At 62.0% G+C, this 23022-nt stretch carries 20 protein-coding genes, 1 tRNA gene and 1 pseudogene; 15 read left to right on the plus strand and 7 right to left on the minus strand.

Going from position 1 to position 23022, the window contains the following annotated elements; translation table 11 throughout:
* Positions 1-181 precede the first annotated feature (181 nt).
* The 3 genes from MJ8_RS05930 (at position 182) to MJ8_RS05940 (ending at position 1315) form a co-directional block, all read left to right on the plus strand.
* Positions 182-649 (plus strand): phasin, encoded by a 468-nt coding sequence (locus MJ8_RS05930; RefSeq protein WP_201413517.1) that lies wholly within the window; start codon positions 182-184, stop codon positions 647-649.
* A gap of 340 nt (positions 650-989) precedes the next feature.
* Positions 990-1066: transfer RNA gene (locus MJ8_RS05935), tRNA-His, on the plus strand.
* Between the two features lie 24 nt (positions 1067-1090).
* Positions 1091-1315, plus strand: coding sequence for a hypothetical protein (locus MJ8_RS05940; RefSeq protein WP_201413518.1), 225 nt, complete (start codon positions 1091-1093; stop codon positions 1313-1315).
* A 110-nt stretch (positions 1316-1425) separates the two neighbouring features.
* On the opposite strand, the pseudogene xth reads toward MJ8_RS05940, so the two are convergent.
* From xth to MJ8_RS05960, 4 genes and pseudogenes are all read right to left on the minus strand, one after another.
* Positions 1426-2201: pseudogene (gene xth / locus MJ8_RS05945) on the minus strand (exodeoxyribonuclease III).
* A 3-nt stretch (positions 2202-2204) separates the two neighbouring features.
* Positions 2205-2591: a response regulator gene (locus MJ8_RS05950; RefSeq protein WP_201413519.1), complete on the minus strand. Its 387-nt coding sequence runs from the start codon at positions 2589-2591 to the stop codon at positions 2205-2207.
* Positions 2588-4063 carry a sensor histidine kinase gene (locus MJ8_RS05955; RefSeq protein WP_201413520.1) on the minus strand — a complete coding sequence of 492 codons (1476 nt, stop codon included), beginning with the start codon at positions 4061-4063 and terminating at the stop codon, positions 2588-2590. The genes MJ8_RS05950 and MJ8_RS05955 overlap by 4 nt, the downstream gene beginning before the upstream one ends.
* Complete coding sequence (locus MJ8_RS05960) at positions 4044-5594, minus strand: ATPase domain-containing protein (protein ID WP_201413521.1); 1551 nt, start codon at positions 5592-5594, stop codon at positions 4044-4046. Before MJ8_RS05960 ends, MJ8_RS05955 begins: the two co-directional genes overlap by 20 nt.
* 532 nt (positions 5595-6126) lie before the next feature.
* Here MJ8_RS05960 and MJ8_RS05965 point away from each other — a divergent pair.
* The 4 genes from MJ8_RS05965 to MJ8_RS05980 all read left to right on the plus strand — a co-directional run bounded on the left by MJ8_RS05965 (position 6127) and on the right by MJ8_RS05980 (position 9152).
* Positions 6127-6513 carry a hypothetical protein gene (locus MJ8_RS05965; protein WP_201413522.1) on the plus strand — a complete coding sequence of 129 codons (387 nt, stop codon included), beginning with the start codon at positions 6127-6129 and terminating at the stop codon, positions 6511-6513.
* Between the two features lie 92 nt (positions 6514-6605).
* Positions 6606-7199 (plus strand): SOS response-associated peptidase, encoded by a 594-nt coding sequence (locus MJ8_RS05970; protein WP_201413523.1) that lies wholly within the window; start codon positions 6606-6608, stop codon positions 7197-7199.
* Positions 7200-7502: 303 nt separating this feature from the next.
* Positions 7503-8378: an SDR family oxidoreductase gene (locus MJ8_RS05975; protein WP_225248285.1), complete on the plus strand. Its 876-nt coding sequence runs from the start codon at positions 7503-7505 to the stop codon at positions 8376-8378.
* Positions 8379-8519: 141 nt separating this feature from the next.
* The gene (locus MJ8_RS05980) at positions 8520-9152 is read left to right on the plus strand and encodes a hypothetical protein (protein WP_201413525.1); all 633 of its coding nucleotides are present in this window, start codon (positions 8520-8522) and stop codon (positions 9150-9152) included.
* A gap of 39 nt (positions 9153-9191) precedes the next feature.
* Here MJ8_RS05980 and MJ8_RS05985 read toward each other — a convergent pair whose 3' ends face one another.
* Together MJ8_RS05985 and MJ8_RS05990 are read right to left on the minus strand one after the other, a co-directional pair.
* Positions 9192-9506: a DUF1236 domain-containing protein gene (locus MJ8_RS05985; RefSeq protein WP_412177094.1), complete on the minus strand. Its 315-nt coding sequence runs from the start codon at positions 9504-9506 to the stop codon at positions 9192-9194.
* A gap of 376 nt (positions 9507-9882) precedes the next feature.
* Entirely contained in the window at positions 9883-11277 is a 1395-nt protein-coding gene (locus MJ8_RS05990; RefSeq protein ID WP_201413526.1) for a PLP-dependent aminotransferase family protein, read from the minus strand.
* Positions 11278-11398: 121 nt separating this feature from the next.
* Here MJ8_RS05990 and MJ8_RS05995 point away from each other — a divergent pair, with 121 nt between their 5' ends.
* The 8 genes from MJ8_RS05995 to MJ8_RS06030 all read left to right on the plus strand — a co-directional run bounded on the left by MJ8_RS05995 (position 11399) and on the right by MJ8_RS06030 (position 21686).
* Positions 11399-12718 carry a hydroxymethylglutaryl-CoA reductase, degradative gene (locus tag MJ8_RS05995; protein WP_201413527.1) on the plus strand — a complete coding sequence of 440 codons (1320 nt, stop codon included), beginning with the start codon at positions 11399-11401 and terminating at the stop codon, positions 12716-12718.
* Positions 12719-12814: 96 nt separating this feature from the next.
* Positions 12815-14053: a CaiB/BaiF CoA transferase family protein gene (locus tag MJ8_RS06000; RefSeq protein WP_201413528.1), complete on the plus strand. Its 1239-nt coding sequence runs from the start codon at positions 12815-12817 to the stop codon at positions 14051-14053.
* Position 14054: 1 nt separating this feature from the next.
* Complete coding sequence (locus MJ8_RS06005; RefSeq protein ID WP_201413529.1) at positions 14055-14807, plus strand: enoyl-CoA hydratase/isomerase family protein; 753 nt, start codon at positions 14055-14057, stop codon at positions 14805-14807.
* A 23-nt stretch (positions 14808-14830) separates the two neighbouring features.
* A complete protein-coding gene (locus tag MJ8_RS06010; RefSeq protein WP_201413530.1) occupies positions 14831-15829 on the plus strand; it encodes an ABC transporter permease in 999 nt (332 codons plus the stop codon).
* A gap of 32 nt (positions 15830-15861) precedes the next feature.
* The gene (locus tag MJ8_RS06015) at positions 15862-16866 is read left to right on the plus strand and encodes a sugar ABC transporter substrate-binding protein (protein WP_201413531.1); all 1005 of its coding nucleotides are present in this window, start codon (positions 15862-15864) and stop codon (positions 16864-16866) included.
* A 70-nt stretch (positions 16867-16936) separates the two neighbouring features.
* Positions 16937-19051, plus strand: coding sequence for an ABC transporter permease (locus MJ8_RS06020; RefSeq protein WP_201413532.1), 2115 nt, complete (start codon positions 16937-16939; stop codon positions 19049-19051).
* Positions 19052-19128: 77 nt separating this feature from the next.
* The gene (locus MJ8_RS06025; RefSeq protein WP_225248148.1) at positions 19129-20187 is read left to right on the plus strand and encodes a hypothetical protein; all 1059 of its coding nucleotides are present in this window, start codon (positions 19129-19131) and stop codon (positions 20185-20187) included.
* Entirely contained in the window at positions 20184-21686 is a 1503-nt protein-coding gene (locus MJ8_RS06030) for a sugar ABC transporter ATP-binding protein (protein ID WP_201413534.1), read from the plus strand. Before MJ8_RS06025 ends, MJ8_RS06030 begins: the two co-directional genes overlap by 4 nt.
* A 22-nt stretch (positions 21687-21708) precedes the next feature.
* Here MJ8_RS06030 and MJ8_RS06035 read toward each other — a convergent pair whose 3' ends face one another.
* On the minus strand, positions 21709-22584 hold the full coding sequence (locus tag MJ8_RS06035; protein WP_201413535.1) for a hydroxymethylglutaryl-CoA lyase: 876 nt from the start codon (positions 22582-22584) through the stop codon (positions 21709-21711).
* Positions 22585-23022: the final 438 nt, after the last annotated feature.

The following is a 23022-nucleotide window of genomic DNA, read 5'->3' on the forward strand; positions in this document are numbered from 1 at the left end:
CGAAATCTCTGGGCTCTTGGTTAACGGCCCAAGGGATGGCGCGCCCAATGGCTGACGTATGGGAAGATTTTATGGTGCGGTGCAACAAAGATGTTGCAATGCACAAAAAATCCTGTATATTGCCATCATACATGAACGAGACGGCTTTCTGTCAAAGCCGCTACCCCAAAAAGGTTGGAAAATGTCCAAGACCACTGCCAAGACTGCCGCAGAGACCATCGAAAACGTCGAATTCCCCAGCTTCGACGCTTCCAAGGCCACCGACCAGATCCGCGCCTTCGCCGAGAAGGGCGTCGAGCAGTCGAAGGAAGCCTACGCCAAGCTGAAGACCGGTGCTGAGGAGACCCAGAAGGTCCTGGAGTCGACCTACGAGACCGCCAAGACCGTTTCCAGCGACGTTTCGCTGAAGGCCATCGCCGCGCTGCGCGCCAATGCCGAGGCCAGCTTCTCGCACCTCGAAGCCCTGGTCGGAGCCAAGACCCTTTCGGAAGTCGTCGAACTGCAGACCGCGTTCCTGCGCAAGCGTGTCGAAATGGCCGTCGAACAGGCCAAGGAGTTCCAGACCGTCGCCACCAAGGCGGTCGAGGATGTCTCCAAGCCGGTCAAGACCGCCTTCGAGAAGGCGATGAAGGACGCCAAGGCTGCCTGATTTCCGTGTACAACCCTGCGATGCATCAAAACGTCGCATTTCGTCAGACAAATGGTCGTGCGATAGGGTTGAATAACAGATACCCGGGGATGGAACCTCCTCCCTCCGTCTCCGGGGTGACCAGCCAGCACCTCCTCCCGCTGGCTCGTAACAGGAAAAGGCCGGCACCTCCTCCCGCCGGCCTTTTCTTTTGCCTTGACGAAAGGCGGATGAGGAAACGCGTCTTTGCCTTATCAAGGCCCTTGAATTAGAATCCGATAGCCCGTATTGGACGCATCGCCGAACGACAGGGCGGATCACGGAGAAAGACGCTTCACTTCGATCCAGCTCAGGCACGCGTGCCGTTGTAGCTCAGTTGGTTAGAGCACCAGATTGTGGATCTGGGGGTCGCTGGTTCGAGCCCAGCCAACGGTACCATCGGCTTCTCCCGTAAGCCTTTGAATGTCCGCGCCGGGGCCGGGCGACCGGTCGGCGTCGACCGGCAACCGCAACATGCGAAACCTCCGGACGCTGTATGGCGACTATTACCGCTATCTTGGCTTTCCGGAACAGAAGAACCCGTTTGCGGACCTCTCGTTCAAATCAATACGCACCTGGCCGCCGTTCCCGACCGATGGCGAGGAAGTCTTCCACCTCATGGCAACGGCCGCGTCGAGAAGGTCGTAGTGACCGCCGGCGGTTCTTCGAGATAACGGGTCGGTGATCTGTCCGTCGGTGGCCGCCGGATGACGCAGGCGAAGTTCCGCAGCAAGACTGCATTTCAGGCGTGAGCGGCTTTACCCCCGCACTTCGATCCAGGCGGGTGCATGATCGCTGGGCTTTTCCCACCCACGGGTCTCGACATCGACACCTGCAGCTTCAATCGTTTGCGCGAGCGATGGGCTTACAAGCAAGTGGTCCATGCGCAGGCCGGAGCTTCGGTCGTACCCTCCGCGATAGGAGAAATTCCAATAGGTGTAGATGCCCTTGCCCGGGTAGATCCGGCGCATCGCGTCTACCCATCCCAGACCCAGCATGCGAGCGTAGGCGTTCCTGCTTTCCGGGAAGAAGACGGCATCGCCCAGCCAGCGCGCAGGCACTACGGCGTCCATTTCAGCGGGGACGACATTGTAATCGCCACAGAGGACCGTGCGCTCGCCTATGAGCGATTTGCTGTAGGTCAGGAGACGTTCGAACCAGCGAAGTTTGTAATCAAACTTGGGTCCCGGTGCCGGATTGCCATTGGGTAGATAGATGCAGCCGATAACAAGGTTGTCGATCTCCGCCTCCAGATAGCGGCTGTGCGTATCGTCGGGATCTCCCGGCAAGCCGCGGCGGCGCTCGACTGGATCCTTCCCACGCGCGCCAGTATAGCTACGCCGTTGTAGGATTTCTGGCCGTGCCAGACAGCTCCATAGCCTGCTCCTCGGATGGCCTCGACCGGAAATTTGTCGTCGGACGTTTTCAACTCCTGAAGGGAGACCACGTCATAATGGGTCTCGCCAAGCCACTTCAGGAGAACGGGCAGGCGGCCGTTGACACCGTTGACGTTGAACGTTGCGATCCGTGTCATCGCCTATCTTGAGGGGAGATTCCGTCCACCAACTTCGAGAGTTGAAAGCGCGACCAGCACTTTCTCAGGATCGACCGGCTTTTGCAGACAGGGGACGCTCCTGAACTTGGCCGGTATGATGTCGGAGTCATAGCCGGTAAGGAAGACAAAAGGTATTCCCCGCGCCTGAAGGGCGGAGGCCAGCGCGAAGCTGGGACCAGCGCCGAGGTTAACGTCCACCACGGCATAGTCCGGCCTCTGAAGCTCCAGCAGCGAAAGAGCATCCTCGGCCGCGCTGACAGGACCCAGAACTTCGGCCCCGGCCTTTTCGAGCATCTGTCCAGTGTCGTCGGCAAGGTAAAAGTCGTCCTCGACCACCAACACTGCTCGGCCGTGCAGGTCGAAGCTCATGAACCTCTCCTGTTTTTCTCGCCGTGCTCCGCGGGCACGTCGGTCTGCAGCACGCTTTCGCTCGGCTGCAGAGGAAAAGAAATTCGGCATAAAAGCCCGCTTTCGGTAAGCTGCATCTGGCCGGAACCCTTAAGCTCGAACGGGACGCGGCGGGTGATTAGCTCGGTCCCAAATCCTTTGCGCATCTGGCGACCCGGTGATGTTTCGACGCCGCTCTCTTGCCATGTCAGTTCCAGCCAGTCCTGACCTTCCTGCGGCTTGTGTGCCCAATGGACATTGACTTTGCCCTCCGGCGCTCCAATGGCGCCGTACTTGGCGGCGTTTGTTGTCAATTCGTGAATTGCCAGTGTTAGAACTTCAGCCGCCTTTGGCATCAGTATGATGGAAGGCCCATCGACTGAAACTCGCGAAGGATCGGCTGCTTGGGCCAGGAGTTCGTCGCGCACGATGCTGTCCAGGTCAACACCTTCTCCGGCTCCTCGTGTAAGCAGAGTCTGGGTGCGTGCCATGGCGGCAATTCGGCCACTCAGCCGTTCACGAAATTCCTGAGTCGTGCCCGTCGTATCGCCCCTTCTGACGAGCGAAGCGACCGTTGCAAGAACATTGCGAACGCGATGCTGCAACTCAGCCGTAAGGACCGCCTGGCGCTCTTCGTTGCGCTTGCGCTCGGTTATGTCCTTGCCGATCTTCATGAAGCCGCGAATTGTTCCGTCATCGTTGCGAAGTGCCACGGTCTGGCCGTCGAGAAAAACCCGACGCCCGTCCTTAGTCTCGTGCCAACGGACATTTGGAGCGACACCCTCAGCGCGCGCCCGGCTGAGTTCCTGTCTGGGTACACCGTGTGCCTGATCTTCAGGTGTGAAGATCGAGGAGGTCGGCTTTCCCAGCATTTCGTCTGCGCTCCAACCAAAAACGGCGGCGGCGCCGGGAAGCCAGTCGATGATGATATCGTCCGGGTCACTTAGAATGATTGCATAGTCTCTGGCATTCTCCACGATCAGCCGGAAGCGCTCATTTCCGTGCTCCAGTTCGCTTAGCAACTCTCTGAGTTCGTATTGGCGCTGGCGACCACGCAGTGCTGCCCGGGTCGAACTCGTAAGCGTGATGGACTCGACCGGCCGCTCCAGCAGCGTGACATTTCCGAGCGACGATACCAGCTCGGCTCGCCACGCCGTGGCCCTCTGGTGCGTTAGGTGGCTGGTGAGAATGATGAAAGGAAGATCCGACCAGACCGGCTGGTCTGTTGTCCAACGGATCAATTCGCCGAGGTCGCGGCCGTACAGACCTTCTTCGGCGGCTATTACGGCAAGACATTGTGGGCCGAGTCTTTGGATCAAAGTGCTAAAATCGGCACACACGACTGCTGGGATGCCGATGCGCGACAAAATCTCGACCGTCGCTGGCCCATCCCGCCCGATTGGAGCGAGAACAAGAACCGCCCTGCCGTCGATTTCAGGCGTGTTCGTCGGCACCGCGCACCATCGGCAGTTCCTTGTCGCTGGTATAGGTCGGTGTTCCGGAGAAGACCCCGGAGAAGTGCGTGAGGGGCGGACCTAGTGCTATGCCGTTCGGTGTCAGTTGAAATTCCCGGATGGTATGCTCGTGATTACCGCTGCGTTTCTTGACGACCGAGAGCGCACGCCGGACCGAACCTCCGAATTCGAAATAGCGCAGCATGAGGACGGCGTCGCTTAGATAGCTGATGTCCAGAGGGGTATCCATCGGACCAACCAGACCATGCTGTGCGAGAATGAGGATGGTCGTTACGCCCTGCTGTCCGAGATAGCTCAGCAACTCGTGCATCTGCAGGATCAGGAAGCGCTCGTCGGGCATCGCGTTCAAATAGCCGTTCAGGCTGTCGATCACGACAACCCTGGCCTTGTCCCGCTCGACGCTTGCTCGCACGCCGGCGGCGAATTCGCCGGGAGAAAGCTCCGCCGGATCGATCTGCTGCAGCCTGATGGTGCCGTTCGCCAGTGCTCGGTCGAGCGGCATTCCCAATGTCTGCGCACGCGCCTCGATCGTGCCGCGGCCCTCGTCAAAGGCGAAATACACGGCATGCTCGCCCCGCTGCGCCGCGGCCAGGGCGAAGGTCAAGGCGAGCGAGGATTTTCCGACGCCGGCGGCGCCGATGAACAAGGCATTGGTACCCCGCTCGATTCCACCGCCGAGCAACTTGTCGAGTTCGGCATTCCCGCTCGGCGCAGCTTCAACCACGAATTCCTTGTGGTGCTCCGCGGCTATCAGTCGAGGGAATATTCTCAGCCCGCCTTTTACGATCGTGAAATCATGATACCCGCCGCGGAACTGAATGCCTCGCATCTTGACAACCCGTATGCGACGCCGTTCCGCACCGTAGCCCAATGCGAGTTGCTCCAGATTGATCACCCCATGGCATATCGAGTGCAATTGAAGATCCGTGTCCGCCGATGAAAGGTCATCGAGCAAAACGACCGTGCAACGACGTGCCGCAAAAAAATGCTTGAGGGCAAGGACCTGGCGCCGGTAGCGCAGCGAGTTCTGAGCGAGCAGACGCAGCTCCGACAAGCTGTCAAACACCACTCGTGAAGGATCAAGGGCGGCAACCTTTTCGAACACCAGGTTTGTGGTCTCGCTGAGTTCGACTTCGGCCGGATGCAAGATGGTCAGTTCACGATTGGGATCGAGCGACGTCTCCGGCGGGATCAACTCGAAAATGTCGATGCCATCGAGCGACCAACCGTGGCGTTTGGCCACCAATGCGAGTTCGCGTTGGCTTTCGGACAGGGTTACGTAGAGCACGCGCTCGCCCAGCCGTACACCCTCGAGCAGAAATTGAAGCGCGATCGTGGTTTTGCCGGTGCCGGGGCGGCCCTCGTAAAGATACATCCGGTCGGGGTCAAACCCCCCACCTAAAATGTTGTCCAGCCCCTCACTCCCCGTAGATACCCGCTTCTCTCCCAAATCTTCAATGTCATCATTGCCGTTTGCTGGTCTGGTGCTCCCACTGTGATCGTCGGCCATGTTTTCTTCCCCTCAAGCCTGGCAAGCGGCGGTCAAATTCCGGCCGCTTCCGCCGAACCGACACAACGTCAAACGGCAGCGCGGGTTCCCGGCGCTTGACCTCCTCTGCGTCCCGCCGGGGAACCTTCCTGGTCGGCATCCGCAAGACTGATCTTCTCTATTGGCTGTCTGCGTCAGGATAAGTCGCGGCATGCTTATTGTGAGCGGCATCGGGCACGCCCCGCAATCAAATTTGAGGGGAGCCGATGGGCAGGTCTTACGAAGTCCGTCAATAGCACCAGATGACGCGTGTGGACTGGCCCCATGTCCTTCGAATTCTCAAAGTTCCCGAATAGTCGCGTTTGCGTTCACATCAGCAAAAGGCCGCCGGCCGAGGCCGACGGGCGGGTGGGGACGTATTCCGGGTGCGCAAGGTGGTAACGTGCGCAGCAGGCGATCTAAAACAAGGCCGGCTCCCCGCGTGGTTCCCGACCAGTGATGGGCGTTGCCATCGGTCGTATCGGTCGCGACACAAATGCTTTGCGAATCCGAGGTGACCGACAATCGTTCAGCACACGAACTTTGTCTCAAGCTTGCACTGGGAATTGTAAGCTGCGGCGCATCGGACCTCAGTCTGAGCCAAATTGACTCGCAGCTGACTTTTTCTGGGTGTATCTTTTGCCGTATCGAGTGGGGTCTGGGTATGTTCGGTGGCGGTTCTGGAGTGTCTCGGTTCGGCGGGTTGGCAATGTCCGCTTACGGCGTGGCGGATTCAGCCGAGTTGGCAAACCTCACACAAGTCCTCAAGGACCACTGCGCAAAGTACCAGATAATCCGGACTGACGATCGCGAACAGGTTGCGGTGAAAATCCTCTGCCTTTTCCGACGGGGTCTGGTTGATCCCGACCGGCTTTCGGCCGAACTTGAAAAGGCAGGCTAGCCAGAGCTGACCTGCCTTGCGGCCCGGCCTGCAAATCCTGTGTCAGCATCACAAGCGGGCCGGCTCCTCAAGTTCCTGCCGCGGAGTCCAAGATGTGCAACGACTACGAGCAGCATATCGCTTGGGCCGAGTACTGCCGGATGATGGAGTTGCTGGCGCTGAAGGTCCCGTCCCATCAAACCGAGCTCGATCTTCCCCAAGCTGACGACATCCGCATCAACGATCTCGCTCCGATCATGCGCATAGCCGGCGGTGCCGTTGAACTTGCATCGATGACGTTCGGCTTTCCGCCGTCGGGACCCAAGGGAGGACCGGTGTTCAATTTCCGATCTGAAGGCCGCCGTTTCGCTGACAGCAAACGCTGCCTCGTGCCGGCGTCGGCGTTTTTCGAGTTCACGGGCACGAAATATCCCAAAGCCAAACACCGCTTCACTCTGAACGGCGCTTCATTCCTGGCCATTGCCGGACTCTGGCGTGAGGCGGCTGGCAACAAGCCTCCCACCTTCACTATGCTCACGACCGATCCCGGGCCTGATGTCGCGCCGTATCACAACAGGCAGGTGGTCGTTCTTCAGCCTGAGAATTGGAAGGCTTGGCTCGATCTGTCGAGGCCGGAGAGCGAGTTGTTGCGGCCCTTGCCTGCGGGATCTTTGTTAGTTGAAACGGTTAGGTCAGAGCGCGCCTGAGTTCAGGTGCTCTGGCACGCTTCTGCACTCCCCAACCGCCGTGGGACACCGCCGACGGCCTCTCTTAGGTGAATGGCGGAAAAGGCCTTTCGCGGGCTCTCTGAGCGAAAGCAAGGAACCTAATGCGCGCAGTGTGGTTCGGGCGCTTCACGTGCTCGGAGAATTCGAATGACCAAGGACCACCCACACGCATTGTCACGACGCGAAGTCATGGCTGCGGCAGGAGTCGGAATAGCGGCTGGAGTCGCGGCCCCGGCGAGCGCCCAGCAAACAAACATCAAACCTTTGGAAAATGGACCCGCGATGCAAGACCCCCGCTCCAAGTACCCGAAGCCGCCATTCGAAGCCCAGACCCAGCCCTGGCCCGGTCTGGCGCGCGACATGAAACCCAAACCCGACCATGGAGAGACCAGCTATAAGGGATCGGGCCGGCTGGCAGGACGCAAGGCCTTGATCACCGGGGGCGATTCCGGCATGGGCCGCGCCGCTGCCATAGCTTATGCGCGCGAGGGCGCGGATGTCGCGATCAACTATTTTCCTTCTGAAGAGCCGGATGCGCAGGAGGTAATCCAGCTCGTTCGTGATGCCGGCCGGACAGGTGTCGCTCTGCCTGGCGATTTGCGCGAGGAGGCTTTTTGCCAAAAACTTGTGGCGGATGCGGTGCAGCAGCTCGGCGGGCTCGATATCGTCGTCTGCAATGCCGGCAGGCAGCAGGCGAAGCCTTCCATCCTCGACATCACGAGCGAGGATTTCGATGCCACGATGAAGACCAACATCTACGCGCCATTCTGGATCATTAAGGCGGCGCTGCCACATCTGAAGCCAGGTTCCTGCATAATCGGCACGACGTCGGAGCAGGCTTACGATCCTTCGCCAGAGCTCTATGACTATGCCCAGACCAAGGCCGCGACGATGAACTACGTCAAATCTCTGGCGAAGCAGCTCGGATCCAAGGGTATTCGCGTCAACGGTGTAGCGCCTGGGCCAATCTGGACACCGCTACAGATAAGCGGCGGCGCATCGGAGGAGAAGTACAAGAAATTCGGCAGCACCACCGCGCTGGAGCGGCCGGGCCAACCCGTGGAGCTCGCGTCCATCTACGTCCAGTTGGCGGCCGATGATGCAAGCTTCGCGACCGGAAACATTTACGGGTCCGGCGGCGGGCAGGGACAACCTTGAGTAGCATCGAGGGCGCCGCCGACGCGCCCCGTCAGCCTTTGTTCCAACGGCAATTCGCTTCGGTGCCAGCGCTGACCTTCAACGGAAGCAAGAGCCCGGCTCTGGGTAGCATGCCCGGTCTGGACGCCCTATCTTTCTGGAATGCCTGCGCGCCGAAAGGTCGACCCGACCGCAACATTAATTGCAGAGTGGCCGCTGTCTCCCGCGGCGACGCTCGGATCATCCATGCGGGCGAGGGGCATTTTCCTCGAGATCCGCGCGCGGCTTCCTCCACCATTGAGGAAGCTGCTTCATATCGAATCCCGGGTGCTTACCTTGCGCCTTCCTGAGGACTCGGATGCCGATGTTGAAAGCGCGGCTGCGATCGTGTCCAAAGCCATGCGCGACATTGAGGACCTGCCTGTCATCCCCCGCGAAGCCGAGGACATCCTGACCATCTCGCCCGGCGAGCGGCACCGCTGGCTGAAGGACGGTCGGCTGCAGAGCGCAGGCACCAGAACGGTCAAACTGCGCGGCCGCGCTCGGAAGATCACCTTCCACGTGTTCAATCCGCGCCACATCGAGGATGTGCTCGACCGCGATCTGGTCACCGTCTGGCGCGAGGAAGATGCAGCGACAGCCGCCGCGAACCGCCGGCGCGCCGCCGCCAAGGCGGCTCTGAAGCGGGCGCAGAAGAAAGGCCGTGAGGCCGAAAGTCATGCTGACGAAGGCATCGGCAAAGCACCCCGCCTTAGAGGCTGGGAAGATTTCGATATGGACGGCCTCCTGCGCTGACGGGGCGCCGGAGCGGCGCTCCCGCCAGAACAAGACCGTTTAGTCCAGCACTTTGACGATCGTATGGGTGCCGGGGTCGACAACCACGGTCCGATTGTCGATCACCGTGTACTCGTATTTGACGTTTGGCACCTTATGGAGCTTGACCTTTTCGGGCACGGTGCTGCCGACCTTCAGCTCCACGCCCGGCAACTTGATGGAAGCAAGGGGTTCCTTCTTCACATACTCGCGGATGGTCGTTTCCTGCTCAGGTGCCAGAACCACCGTATCCGCGATGGCGACGCTGATGCCGGACAAGAGCAGCAGGCCGGCGACAGAATTGGTGATCATCGTCTTCATTTCAGTATTCTCCATCGATGTGCCCCTTGCCCAAGGCCGGGGACGGACCGGCAGAGCCGTCGACAGGGGCGAGATCGGCGACACGCCAAGCAATGACGTTGCGGCTCAAATGTTTCACCTAGAACTTGGATTGGGACCAATGCGCGCTCGCATGAGACTAAAGTCCTGGTTTCGCGCCTGGTGGAGCATCCAGCCGGGCGTGCGCGCCCGGCAGGCTTTTGCCGAAACTATTGAGCGAATGAAATTCAACTCGGCGAGCGCGTCACCAACCTGGGACGTCAGGTGACCGACATCGAAAGGCGAGATCGCCAACTCAAAGCTCGATCTCGGGCCTGTCGAGCACGCTCGCGCAACAAGCCGCAATGGCAGGCGCTTGGCGTGGCGCTGACCTCTAGGAAAGCTTCCTCAGCAGGAAATCGAAGAACCGATCCTCGTCGGCGCGAGCGACATTGATCCTGATGCCGGCTGCCATCGGGTTCTGCTTGTCCAGGCAAAAGACGCTGCCGGGGGCGATGAATATCCCTTCCTGAGCTCCCAGCCTTGCCAGCTCGATATCGCTGATGCCCGGAGGCAGCATCAGATAGAGATAATAGCCCCCGCCATTCCCGGCGAAGATCGAATGGCCGGACCGGGCGAGGGTGCCATGGACCCGATTGGCGGCGGCCTCGATCCGCTGGCCGAGGCGCTTCAGATGGCGATCGTAATGCCCCTCCGATGCCACCCGATGCAGCAGCCGCTCGACATGGCCCGAACTGTTGACGGTCGTCAGCATCTTGAGCTCGGCAAGGGCCGCGATCTTGTCGGCATGACCGGCAATGTGGCCCGAACGCAGGCTGGCCGACAGAGTTTTCGAAAACGTGCCGATCGAGATCACCTGGTTGAGCTGGTCCAGCGTGGCGAGCCTGTTGGGCGGTGTCGGCGACAGATCGGCGAACGGATCGTCCTCGACGATCGTAATATTGTGCTTGGCTGCCATGGTGAGGATCGAGTGCGCGACCGACAGGCTGATGCTGCCCCCAGTCGGGTTGTGTCCGATCGACTGCGTGATGAACAGTTTAGGCCGCTCCGTGGCGACCTTGCTCGCAAAGTCTTCGGCATCCGGTCCGTCGGGGAGCCGCCTGACCCCGATGACGCGGACCTGGGCTAGCTTCAGTTTTGCAAACAGCGGGTAATAGCCGGGCTCGTCGACCAGGACGACGTCGCCCGGCGCCAGGAAGGCTCGGATCACCAGGTCGAGCGCGTGGTTGGCGCCAAAGGTGAGGATGATGTTCCTTTCGGAAGCCTGGATATGCTGCTTTTCGAGCCGCTTGGCGATCTGCTGCCGCAGCGGCGGGAAGCCCCATGCCGAGCCGTAGCCGTCCGTGCTCGAGGACGGCCCCCGGCCCACGAGGCCGAGATGACGCCGGATTTCGGACTCCTCGGTCCACGAGGCGGGCGGGCGGCCGTCGCCAACCCTGATTTCGAAGCTCTCTTCCAACTGAGCATTGAGCAGCGACACGATGTCGACCGCTTCCGACAGATGCTTGGGCCGACCGGCCCCCGGCTGCGCGGATTTGGCGACCAGGAAGCCCGACCGCGGCTTGGAGAGGATGTATCCACCGGCCGCGAGGCGTTCATATGCCTCGACAACGGTATTTTTCGAAACGGCGTATTCACGTGCGGCGTTGCGAATCGAGGGCAATTTGCTGCCGGGAACCCGATCCCCCGACTGGATCTGCTCGATCAGCCGTGCCGCCACATTTTCCGCCAGGGTGACGGCGCCTTGTCTGCCGCCTGAAGCAGCCATCTGCAGAGTCCCTCTTGCGGGTACAGATTAAGACAATTTCTTCAATCTGTACCTTATGTGAATGGTAACAATGATCCATCTTGCCGCAAGAAGAAAATGACACATTGCGTGGGAGGCGCTTGTGACAGATCCCCAGAAGGGCGCGGTGCGCCCCTCCGTCAATTCGCGGCTTGAAAATCTGCGCAACCTTGCGCCGACGCAGCGTCTGGCCCGGGTCGCCGATGCCGTGGCCCTGACCGAGGTGGAGCGCGCGACCTTCGGGCCGGGTGGCCTGCCGCTGACGCTCGCCGACGGGATGATCGAGAACGTGATCGGCACCTTCGAGCTACCGATCGGTGTTGCCACGAACTTCACCGTGAACGGGCGGGACTATCTCGTCCCCATGGCCGTCGAGGAGCCTTCCGTGGTGGCGGCCGCTTCCTTCATGGCGCGGTTGGCAAGAAAGAGCGGCGGCTTCTTCACCTCCAGTTCCGGTCCCATCATGCGGGCTCAGGTGCAGGTCCTGGAGCTGCGCGACCCGCATGGCGCCAGGGCGCGCATCCTGAAGGAGCGGGACGCGATCATCGCGGCGGCCAACGTCAAGGACAAGGTGCTCGTCTCGCTGGGCGGCGGCTGCCGCGACGTCGAGGTCCATGTGTTCGATCAGACGGCGGCCGGACCGATGGTCGTGGTCCATCTCATCGTCGACGTGCGCGACGCCATGGGCGCCAACACCGTCAATACGATGGCCGAAGCGGTGGCGCCGATGATCGAAACCATTAGCGGCGGGGTCGTGCGGCTGCGCATCCTGTCCAACTTCGCCGACCTGCGCATCGCGCGCGCCATGGTGAGGATCGCCCCCGAGACGCTTGAGACCGCGGAATACAAGGGCGACCGGATCGCGCGCGGCATCGTCGAGGCGTGCGCGCTTGCGATCGTCGATCCCTATCGCGCCGCCACGCACAACAAGGGGATCATGAACGGCATCGATCCGCTCGTCGTGGCCACGGGCAACGACTGGAGGGCCATCGAGGCCGGCGCGCATGTGTGGGCGTCCCGTTCCGGGCGCTACACGTCCCTGTCGACCTGGGAGCTCGACGCCGAAGGGCATCTCGTCGGCACGCTGGAGATGCCGATGGCGCTGGGACTCGTCGGCGGCGCGACCAAGACGCACCCGGCAGCGCGCGCCTGCCTGAAGATCCTTGGCGTGGAAAGCGCGCAGACCCTGGCCGAGGTGGCCGTGGCGGTCGGCCTTGCCCAGAACATGGGAGCGCTTCGCGCGCTGGCGACCGAAGGCATCCAGCGCGGGCACATGGCGCTGCACGCGCGCAACATCGCCATCGTGGCCGGGGCGACCGGCGACGAGATCGACAAGGTCGCGTCCTCGCTCTCCGCCAGCCACGACGTGCGCGTCGATCGCGCAAGGGAACTGCTCGAGGAAATGCGGGCGGAGAAGGTATGAACCTTCGTCTCGATGGCGGTGAACCCGTCGCCTCGACTAGCGTGCGATGATCAGCGCCGCTTAGCTGTCCGGCATCAGGCCATTGGAAACCAAGACGTGAGTGAAGTGGATCCCAATAGCGATTTTCCGGTGCGGAGCGGCCCGCTCGCCGGGGTCGTCGTCCTTGACATTACGCGCGTGGTCGCCGGACCGTTCTGCGCGATGCTGCTTGCGGACCTCGGCGCGTCGGTGATCAAGATCGAGAATCCGGAAGACCCGGACTATGCGCGCACCTTTCCGCCCTTTGTCGGCGAAGAAGGTTCCGAGCTCAGCGCCTTCTTCACCCAGTTCAACCGGAACAAGCTCGGCCTGACCGTCAATCTCAAGTCGCCCGAAGGCAAGGCCCTGCTCAAGCGGCTGGTGAGAAAGGCCGATGTCCTGGTCGAAAACTTCCGGCCTGGCACCATGGACAAGCTCGGGCTCGGCTATGAGGCGCTCAAGGCCGAGAACCCGCGCCTGATCTATACCGCGATCAGCGGCTTCGGCCGCACCGGTCCCAACTCCTCCAAACCCGCTTACGACAACACCGGCCAGGCAGCTGGCGGCTTGTGGTCGATGAACGGCTATCCGGATCGGCCGCCGGTCCGGGTCGGCACGATCATCGGCGATCTCGCGGCGGCGCTCTATGCCGCGATCGGCACGCTGGCCGCTCTGCGCCAGGTCGACAAGACCGGGATCGGCCAGGTGGTCGACGTCTCGCAGCAGGATTCCGTCCTGACGCTGACCGAGAACGCCGTCGTCCGTTATACGGCGAGGAAAGAGATCGCCTCGCCGCTGGGCAACGATCATCCTTTCGTACGTCCCTACGGACAGTTTCCGTGCAAGGACGGCTATGTGTTCTTCGGCGGCTACACCGACAAGTTCTGGACGATCACCTGCGGCCTCTTCGGCGAGCCGGACAAGGCGACGGACCCCGAAATCGACACGATGGAGAAGCGCTTCGATCCGGTCGTCGCCGAAACGAAGGTCAAGCCGCTGCTCGATCGTTGGTTCAGCCGCTACACCAAGGCCGAACTCGAGGAGCTCGCCGGCGACAAGGTGCCGCTGAGCGCCATCAAGACCATCGCGGAGGTCGTCGAGGATCCGCATATCGCCGCCCGCAACATGATCGTTCAGGTGCCGATCGGGCGGCAGCTTCTCGGCATGTTCGGCCTGCCCATCAAGCTCTCCGAAATGGCCGAGGCGGCGCCGCAAAAGGCGCCTGCGCCCGGTGAGCACAACGATCTCGTTCTCGCGCGGCTGATTGGGCTTTCGCCGCAAGAGCTGGACGCCATGAAATCGCAAGGGACGATCTAGAATGGCGATCGATTTCGGCGTCGACGGGCACATCGCCACGATCCGGATCAACCGTCCGGAAAAGCTCAATGCCTTGAGCCTTGCCATGTATGAGGATCTCGGTCGCGCCTTCGACGAGGTGCGGGACGACGACAGGATCCGGGTGGCGGTGCTCGCCGGAGCCGGAGACCGTGCGTTCTGCGTTGGTGCCGACCTGAGAGAGTCCATTCCGGCGCTGGCTTCCGACAGCTTCGACATTTCCGCTTGGGACCCGGCGCATATCAAGACCGCCGGTTTCTACAAGCCGGTGGTAAGCGCCATTCGCGGCCTGTGCATCGGCGGCGGTTTCGAGCTGATGCTGGCCACCGATATTCGGATCGTGGCCGAGGATGCCGTCTTCCAGCTGCCTGAACCCGCCCACGGCTTCGTCCCCGCCGGCGGCACGCTTGTGCGCCTCGTGCGCCAGATCGGCTACGCGCACGCGATGGAAATCCTGTTGACGGGAAGGCGGTTCACGGCGGCAGACATGCTTGCCAGGGGCGTCGCGAACCAGGCCGTGGCGAGCAGCGAGGTCGAGCGCGTGTCGCGCGATATCGCCGAGCGCATAGCTTCCTTCAGCCCGACAGCCATCCAGACGATCAAGGAAGCGGTGCTGACATTGCAGCACCTGCCGCTCGGCGAGGCTTTCCAGCACGAAGCGCGGCTCGGCCAGCGCACCTTCACCAGCGACGACGCCAAACGCGGACTCGAGGCTTTCGCCAACAAGGGCAAGTGACCGTGGCAACAGCATCAGAAAAAATGACGCCGAGCGCGACGACGAAGACCAGGCACCGGATCGGCCTCACCCAGGAACTGATCGTGTTCGTCGTCGCGGTGCTGCTGTTTGTCTATTTCTCGGTCGCCCTCAATGGATTCCTCAGCCCGGAGAACATCCTCAACCTGATCCGGAACGTCGCCATGCTGGGCATGCTCAGCCTCGGTATGGCGGTGGTGGTCATCGGCCGCGGCGTCGACCTTTCCCTGGTCGCGGTGATGGCGGTCTCGCTCACTTTGTCGATCGTGCTTGCCAACCATGGCTATGCGTTCTCTACCGCTCTGGCCCTCGGGCTGGCCTTCGCGGTCGCCGTCGCCATCGTGATGGGTTTCCTGATAGCCTATGTGGAAATCCCGGCCATCTTTGCGACCCTCGCGGTGTCGGCGATCGTCTATGGCCTCGGGCGAGGGGTTATCGCGTCGCTCGACGTCAACAACATTCCCGACAATCTGCACTGGTTCCTGTTTCTCGGACGCGGCGCCGTGCTTGGCATCCCGATGCCGATCTGGCTCTTCGCGATCTGCTCGGCCGCGCTCTATCTCTTCCTTAGGAAAACCGGTCTCGGGCGCTTCATCTACGGCATCGGAGACAACATCTCCACGGCGCGGATCACCGGCATACCGGTCCGGCCGATCATCATCCTGCAATATGTGATCTCGAGCACCATGGCCTTCCTGGCCGGCTGCGCGACGGCGGCTTCCGTGGCCAGCATGAACATGCGCATGGTCAACTCCACCCTGATATACGACGTGCTTCTGGTCGTCATATTGGGCGGCATCGGCCTCACCGGCGGGCGCGGCGGCGTCCGCAACATCCTGGTCGGCACGGTGCTGATCGGCCTGCTGCTGAACGGCATGACCATCCTCAACATCTCCTACACGGTCCAGAACCTGCTCAAGAGCACGGTGCTGCTCTTCGCCCTGGTGATCGACGCCTTTCTCAACCCCCGAGACGAACAAACATCGCAGCAAGGGGACATCTGAAACCGACAGTCATCGAATGGGAGGAAACCGAGATGATGATCCTGAAATACGCGGCGGCCGCGCTCACGGCGGCCATCATTTCCACGAGCTGCGCGACGGCGCAGGAGGGCATGGCCGATGCGCTCAGGCAGCCGACGCTCGATTCGCTTGCCGGCAAGAAAGTGGTCTTCGTGCCGATGTCGATGAGCTTCGACCTGCCGGAAGGCTGGGCCGCGATCATGGAAAAGGAAGCCAAGCGGCTCGGCTACACGATCGACATCCGCGACGCCAACTGGAGCACCGACACCGGCACGCGAGCGCTGACCCAGGCGATCACCGAGAAGCCGGACATCATCGTCGTGCAGAATTTCGATGTGGCGTCCTACGCCCGCACCCTGAAGAAGGCCGAGGATTCGGGCATCAAGGTCGTCCAGGTCAACATGAAGTCGAGCTATCAGACCGACGCCTTCGTCGGTGCCGACTGGTACGGGATCGGCCAGTACGCCGCCAACCGCATGATCGAGAAATGCGGCAAGGCCAGCGGCAAGAGCGGCAAGATCGCCATCATCCAAGGTCCGGCAACGGCGGCGGCCAGCGTCTACCAGCTCAATGCCATCACCGAAACGCTGAAGGGCCATGACGATATCAAGATCGTCTCCAGCCAAACGGGCGACTGGGACCAGTCCAAGGCGCATGGCATCGCCCAGACGGTGATCCAGCAGAACCCGGATCTTTGCGGCATCATTGGCTTCTGGGATGTCATGGATGCGGGCACCGGCGCGGCCATTCAGGAGTCGGGCAAGGACATCTACCTGATCACCTCGGGCGGCGGGAACAAGACCGCGTGCCAGGGCGTGCAGAACGGCACGTTCAACGAGGTCATCTCCTATGACGTCGAGGGGCAGGGCCGCGACCTGAACAACACCATCAAGGTCTTGCTGCAGTCGAAGGAGCCGGCAGGATCGCTCAAATTCGCGCTCTATACCCCCAACAAGTTCATCACCAAGGACACCATGTCAGCGAACAGCTGCTGGGACCTCGATCAGTTGAAGAAGTAGGGAACAGGCCGGGCCGCTGCGCGATGAGGCGGCGGCTCCGGCCCAGGCCGGATTTGATTGGGACGTTGTGATGGAAGCGATCGAGCGCCTCTATTTTCGTTATTTTCCTGAAAAGGTGCTTGGCGAAGTGCTGTCGAAGCGCTGGAGCGACAATGCCGTTCCGGTTTTTGCCACGATTCTCACGGTCGGTTTCTTCCTTCTGGAAAACCCGCATTTCTTCACGCTCGACAGCGTGACCGAGACGTCGCGTCAGTTATCGGAGTTCGCGCTGGTCGTCGTCGCGATGGGCATCGTGCTGCTCGCGGGCGGGCTCGACCTTTCGGTCGGCAGCGTCTTTGCGCTTGCCAACATCACGGCCCTGATCTGCATCTCGCTGCTCGGCTGGCCGGTTTGGGCGACCGTGCTTGCCACGCTGGCGGTCGGAGCCGTCTGCGGCGCGGTCAACGGCTTCCTGATCGGCTATCTGCGCATCCGGGCGTTCCTGACGACGCTTGTCACGCTGATCATCATCCGCTCGATCGTCGACATCATCCTGCTCCACTATGCCGTGGACGTCTCGGCGGTGTTCCCGGATTCCGACCTCTGGGCCTTTATCGGCGAGGGCAGCGTCTTCGGGATCCCGTTCTCCTTCCTCGTGGCCCTGGCCGTCATCGTGCTGTGGCACGTGGTGCTGACGCGCGCCAGGACGGGCTGGCACATCACCGCCGTCGGCGGCAGCCGCCGCTCGGCCTACAATGCCGGCCTGAAGGTCAAGTTCGTCATCTTCTCGACCTATGTCTGGTCGAGCGTGCTGGTGTCGCTGGCCGGGGTGTTTTTCGCGGCGCGTCTTGGCAGCGCCGGCTCGGATACCGGGGTCGGCCTCGAGATCGCTGCGCTGACGGCGGCCGTCCTCGGCGGCAACAGCCTGGGCGGCGGCCGCGGCTCGGTCGTGAAGTCGGTGCTGGGCGCGGTGGTCGTGCTCATCCTCACCGACAGCATGGTGCGCATCGGCATCACCGGCGGCATCAGCTCGATGATTCTCGGCATCGTGCTGCTCTGCGTCGTGGCCATCGACGTGCGCTGGCTGAAGAACAGGCACAAGCTGCTCAACAAGGTCTATGTGTCGCCAAGCTATTTCCGCCTTCCCGAGCTGCCCGACACCGACGCCGGATCGGGGAGCCCCTACGCGCTCAACGACCGGCTGAAAGATGTCACGCTGATCGGCAAGGGCGAGATCGAGGGGCCAGAGGACGTCATCTTCGACCGCCAGGACAATCTCTACTGCCCCAATCGCCATGGCGACATTGTGCGCTTCCTGGCGCCCGATTATGCGCGGTGGGAGATTTTCGTGCATATCGGCGGCCACCCGCTGGGGATGGCGTTCGACGCCGACGACAACCTCGACGTCTGCATCGGCGGCATGGGCCTTTATCAGGTCTCGCCCGACCGCAAGGTGACCAAGCTCACCGACGAGACCAAGCGCACCGTCCTGTCGGTCATCGACGATTCCCGTCTCAAGCTCGCCGACGATCTCGACATCGCGCCGGACGGCCGCATCTTCTTCTCCGAAGCGACCATCCGCTACGACATGCATGACTGGCCGACCGATGCGCTGGAGAGCCGCGGCAACGGACGACTGATCTGCTACGACCCGAGGGATCGGTCGACGACGACGATCCTGCGCGACCTGCAGTTCCCCAACGGAGTGTGCATGGCGGGCGACGGAGAGTCCTTCTTCTTCGCCGAGACCTGGGGATGCCGCATAAACCGGTACTGGTTCGCGGGGCCGAACAAGGGCAAGCGCGAGATCACGATCCCGAACCTTCCCGGATACCCCGACAACATCAATCGCGCCTCGGACGGCAATTTCTGGCTGGCCCTTGTCGGCATGCGGTCGCCGGCGCTGGACCTCGCCATGCGCATGCCCTCGCTGCGCAAGCGCATGGCCAAGCGGGTTGCCCGTGACGAGTGGCTGTTCCCCAACATCAACACCGGCTGCGTGCTGAAGTTCAGGCCCGACGGCGAGATCGTCGAATCCTACTGGGACCTTGGCGGCAAGAACCATCCCATGGTGACGTCGATGCGCGAGCACAAGGGCCATCTCTATCTCGGCGGCCTCTACAACGACAGGATCGGCCGGCTGAAATTGCCCGATGCCGATCCCGAATGGACGTCGCAGGCCGCCTATTGGGGACCACGCGCATGAGCCTCTCGCGTTTCGTAGGCGTCGTCGTCGATCGGTTCATGGGCGGTCGCGGCGAGCATTCCATCACGGTGCCGGTCATGGACGGCGCGCTGAAGCCAAACAATCTTCTCGAACAGGTCTCCGGCATCGCGACGCTGAAGGACGCCGACAATCTGGTGGTGGCCGGCGACCTCGTCCTGGCCTCGTCAGGCAGAAGCCTGGTCGAAATCGCGAGCGACGGTTCCGTCGCGACGCGGGCGACCTATGAGGCGGACATCACGTTCCTGGCGGCCTCCGCCGGCGGCGCGATCGCCGTCGGGTTGGACGGGCAGGGCATCGCGATCGCGGGCGGACCGCATGACGGTCTGCGGCTGCCGGCCAGCCTTCGCAATCAACGGCTCAATTGCCCGACCGCCGGCGTGTTCGCCGACGAAGACACGCTCGTGGTCTGCAACGGTTCGGGCGCCAATCCGGTCGGCGAATGGGCGCGGGACCTGCTGGAGCTCGGCCGCAGCGGCAGTGTGCTGAAGATCGATATCGGTGCCCGCGACGCTTCGGTGATACAGGGCGGCCTCGGCTATCCTTCCGGCGTGTGCATCGCCGGTCGCGATCGTGTGGCCGTCAGCGAGGCATGGCGGCACCGTCTGCTGACGGTCGGCATCCGCGGTGAAGGCAGCGAAACGCCGCTGGTGGACCTCCCTGCCTATCCGGGCCGCATCCGTCCGTCGAGCCGGGGAGGGTACTGGCTAACCCTGTTTGCTGTGCGCTCTCAGCTACAGGAGTTCGTGCTGCGTGAAAAACGCTACAAGCGCACGATGATGGAGACGGTCGCTCCCGAATACTGGATCGCGCCCACGCTATCGAGCGGCCATAGCTTCAAGGAGCCGCTGCAGGCGGGCGGGATCATCCGGCTTGGTATCCACAAGCCATGGGCGCCAACGCGCTCCTACGGGCTCGTGATCAGGCTGGACGATGAGTTCCAGCCGATCTGGAGCGCGCACAGCCGGGCCGACGGCAAGCGCCACGGCATAACTTCCTGCGCGGAGCAGGCAGAGCGGCTGCTTTTGACCTCGAAAGGCCGCGGCGAGATCATCGCCATCGACCATCTCGATCCCAGCGAGCCGGACATCGTTTCCACCTTGGATGCCGTACCATGACACCGATCGTCGAACTCAAGGCGGCAACCAAGGATTTCCGCGGCAATCCGGCGTTTCTGGACGTCGATTTCCAGCTGCTGCCTGGCGAGATACACGCTTTGCTTGGCGAAAACGGCGCCGGCAAATCCACGCTTACCAAGGTCATAGCGGGCGTCTATCCGCTGAGCAGCGGCAGGCTGTTCATCGATGGCCGGGAAGAACGCCTCCACACCCCCGCCGAGGGTCTCGCGAAAGGCATCGCCATGGTCTACCAGGAGAACAGCCTGGTGCCATCGATGACGGTGGCCCAGAACATCTATCTCGGCAAGGAGAAGCCGCTCAATCGCCTGCGCGGCGTCTATATCTCGGCGCAGCAATTCCTGCAGTCGCTCAATTTCCATGTCGACCCCTCGGCGATCGTCGGCTCGCTCGGCGCAGCCCAGAAACAGATGGTGGAGATCGCCCGGGCGGTTCACCACAAGGCCAAGGTGATCATCTTCGACGAACCGACGGCGACGCTGACGCCCGAGGAGAAGAGCTACTTCTTCAAGCTGATCAGGAAGCTGAAGGAAGAAGGGGTCTCCATCATCTTCATCTCGCATGCGCTGGAGGAAGCGCTGCTGGTGGCGGATCGCATCACCGTCCTGCGCGACGGCAGGCTGGTCGCATCCGACAGGGCATCCGCCTTCGATCGCCAGAAGATCATCCAGGCGATGGTCGGCCGCACGCTCACCGATGAGATCTACAGCGGCGCTTCGCGGAGCCGCGCGCCGCGTCCGCGCGGGCCAAAAGTGCTTTCGGTCGAGAACCTGTCGATGGGCAACATGGTCCGCAACACGTCCTTCTCGCTTTACGCCGGCCAGGTGACGGGCATCTTCGGCCTTGTCGGATCCGGCCGCACCGAGACGCTGAAAGTCGTCAGCGGCGTGCTCAAGCGCGACTTCTTCCATGGCGGCGAAGTCAAGATCGGCGGCCGGCCCAAGCGCTATCTGGTGCCGGCGCCCGCCGTCCGCGACGGCATCGTCTATGTCACCGAGGAGCGCAAGGCCGAGGGCTTTTTCGAGACGATGAGCATCGCCGAGAATATCTATATGGGCTATCTCGGCGGCCAGCCCTATGGCGGCCTGAACATCATATCGATGAAGCAGGCGCGCTCGCTCGCCGAAGACTGGCGCAAGCGTCTGAACATCCGCGCCATCGACCCCAATGCGAAGGTCATCGAGCTGTCAGGCGGCAACCAGCAGAAGGTCGTGATTGCCAAGGCGCTGGTGCAGAAGCCGAAGCTGGTGATCTTCGACGAGCCGACGCGCGGTGTCGATGTCGGCGCCATCGCCGAGATCCACGCCTTCATCAACCAGCTCGCCGACCAGGGAATCGCGATCGCGGTGATCTCCTCCTACCTGCCGGAAATTCTCACGCTGTCGGACCGGATCCTCATTGCGCGCCAGGGCAAGATCGTGGAGGAAATGGACCGCCGCAACGCGACGGAAGAGGTAATCATGTATGCCGCGGTCCATTAGGATCATGCGCTAAAACTATGGATCAGCCGCGCGAACCCGCTCCGGCCTTCAGGCGCAGCGCCAGGGCGCGGGCATGCGCGAGCTTTCCGGTATCGATTCCGGTGTCGTAGCCGAGCCGCGTCACATGCGCGACGACGGCCTCCGTGGCGACATTGCCGGCCGCACCCGGCGCATAGGGGCAGCCGCCCAGCCCGCCGACAGCGCTGTCGAAGATCCGGATGCCGAAGGCCAAGGCAACGTCGATGTTCGCCAGGGCCTGGCCCGACGTGTCGTGGAAGTGACAGGCAAGGCACGAGGCAGCAATGCCACGGGTAACCTCGGTCAGCATCCGATCGACTCTTTCGGGGGTCGCGCGTCCGATCGTATCCGCGACGGCCACCTCGCGGCAGCCGATGCCAATCAGGCGCTCGGAGACATCTCTCACCGCTTCCGGCTCGATGGCCCCCTCATACGGGCAGTCGATGGCGCAGGAGACATAGCCTCTCACGGAGAGCCCGTGCGCGGCGGCAAGCGACATCACCGGCCTGAACCGCTCGATGCTCTGCGCGATCGTGCAGTTGGTGTTCTTCTGCGCAAAAGTCTCCGACGCGCTGGCGAACACTGCGAGTTCCTGGGCGCCGGCCGCGATCGCCGCCGCAGCGCCTTCTTCGTTCGGCACCAGCGCGGAGAGCAGCAGGCCGGGCCGGCGCGGGACGTTCCGCATGACCTCGTCATGGTCGGCCATCTGCGGCACCCATTTTGGCGAAACGAATGCCGTCGCCTCTATCCGCGTAAGCCCGGCATCCGCCAGCAGCCCGATCAGGGCGACCTTCCGGTCACTGGCAATAATCGTCTTCTCGTTCTGCAGGCCGTCGCGAGGCCCCACCTCGACGATTGTGACGTTCTGCGGCTGGCTCATCGGTCGATTGCTGTTTGCTCGCGCATATTGCGCACTAACAAACTCTCTCCGGCGCGCCCGAACAGGTACAGAGCTGAAGAAAATGGCGTGATCTGTGCCTGAACCTTGCGAGAGGAAGCTGCGTATCGGCGGCCTGGGGGTTCTCTCAAGCTGAAGTTCCCGCCGTCAAGCGGCGGCGAATTGTGCCGTGCTCATCAGGTGGCGGATTGTTTCCTTGCGACTGAAATGGTTTCACAAGAAAGGTGACTCTTGGTGCGAAACACAGTGCATTGGTGGCTGCGCGTCCCGCAACCAATTTGTCATAAATCTCTGGCCGTCTCGATCTGATCGAGACGACCACATTGTCGGACCTGGCACGCAGTCACCGATTCGGCACTCGCACCCGAAAGGGCGCACAGCCGCTCAACGATCATCGGCGTACCGTCACACGACTGGATT

This window comes from Mesorhizobium sp. J8, assembly GCF_016591715.1.
Taxonomy (GTDB): Bacteria; Pseudomonadota; Alphaproteobacteria; order Rhizobiales; family Rhizobiaceae; genus Mesorhizobium.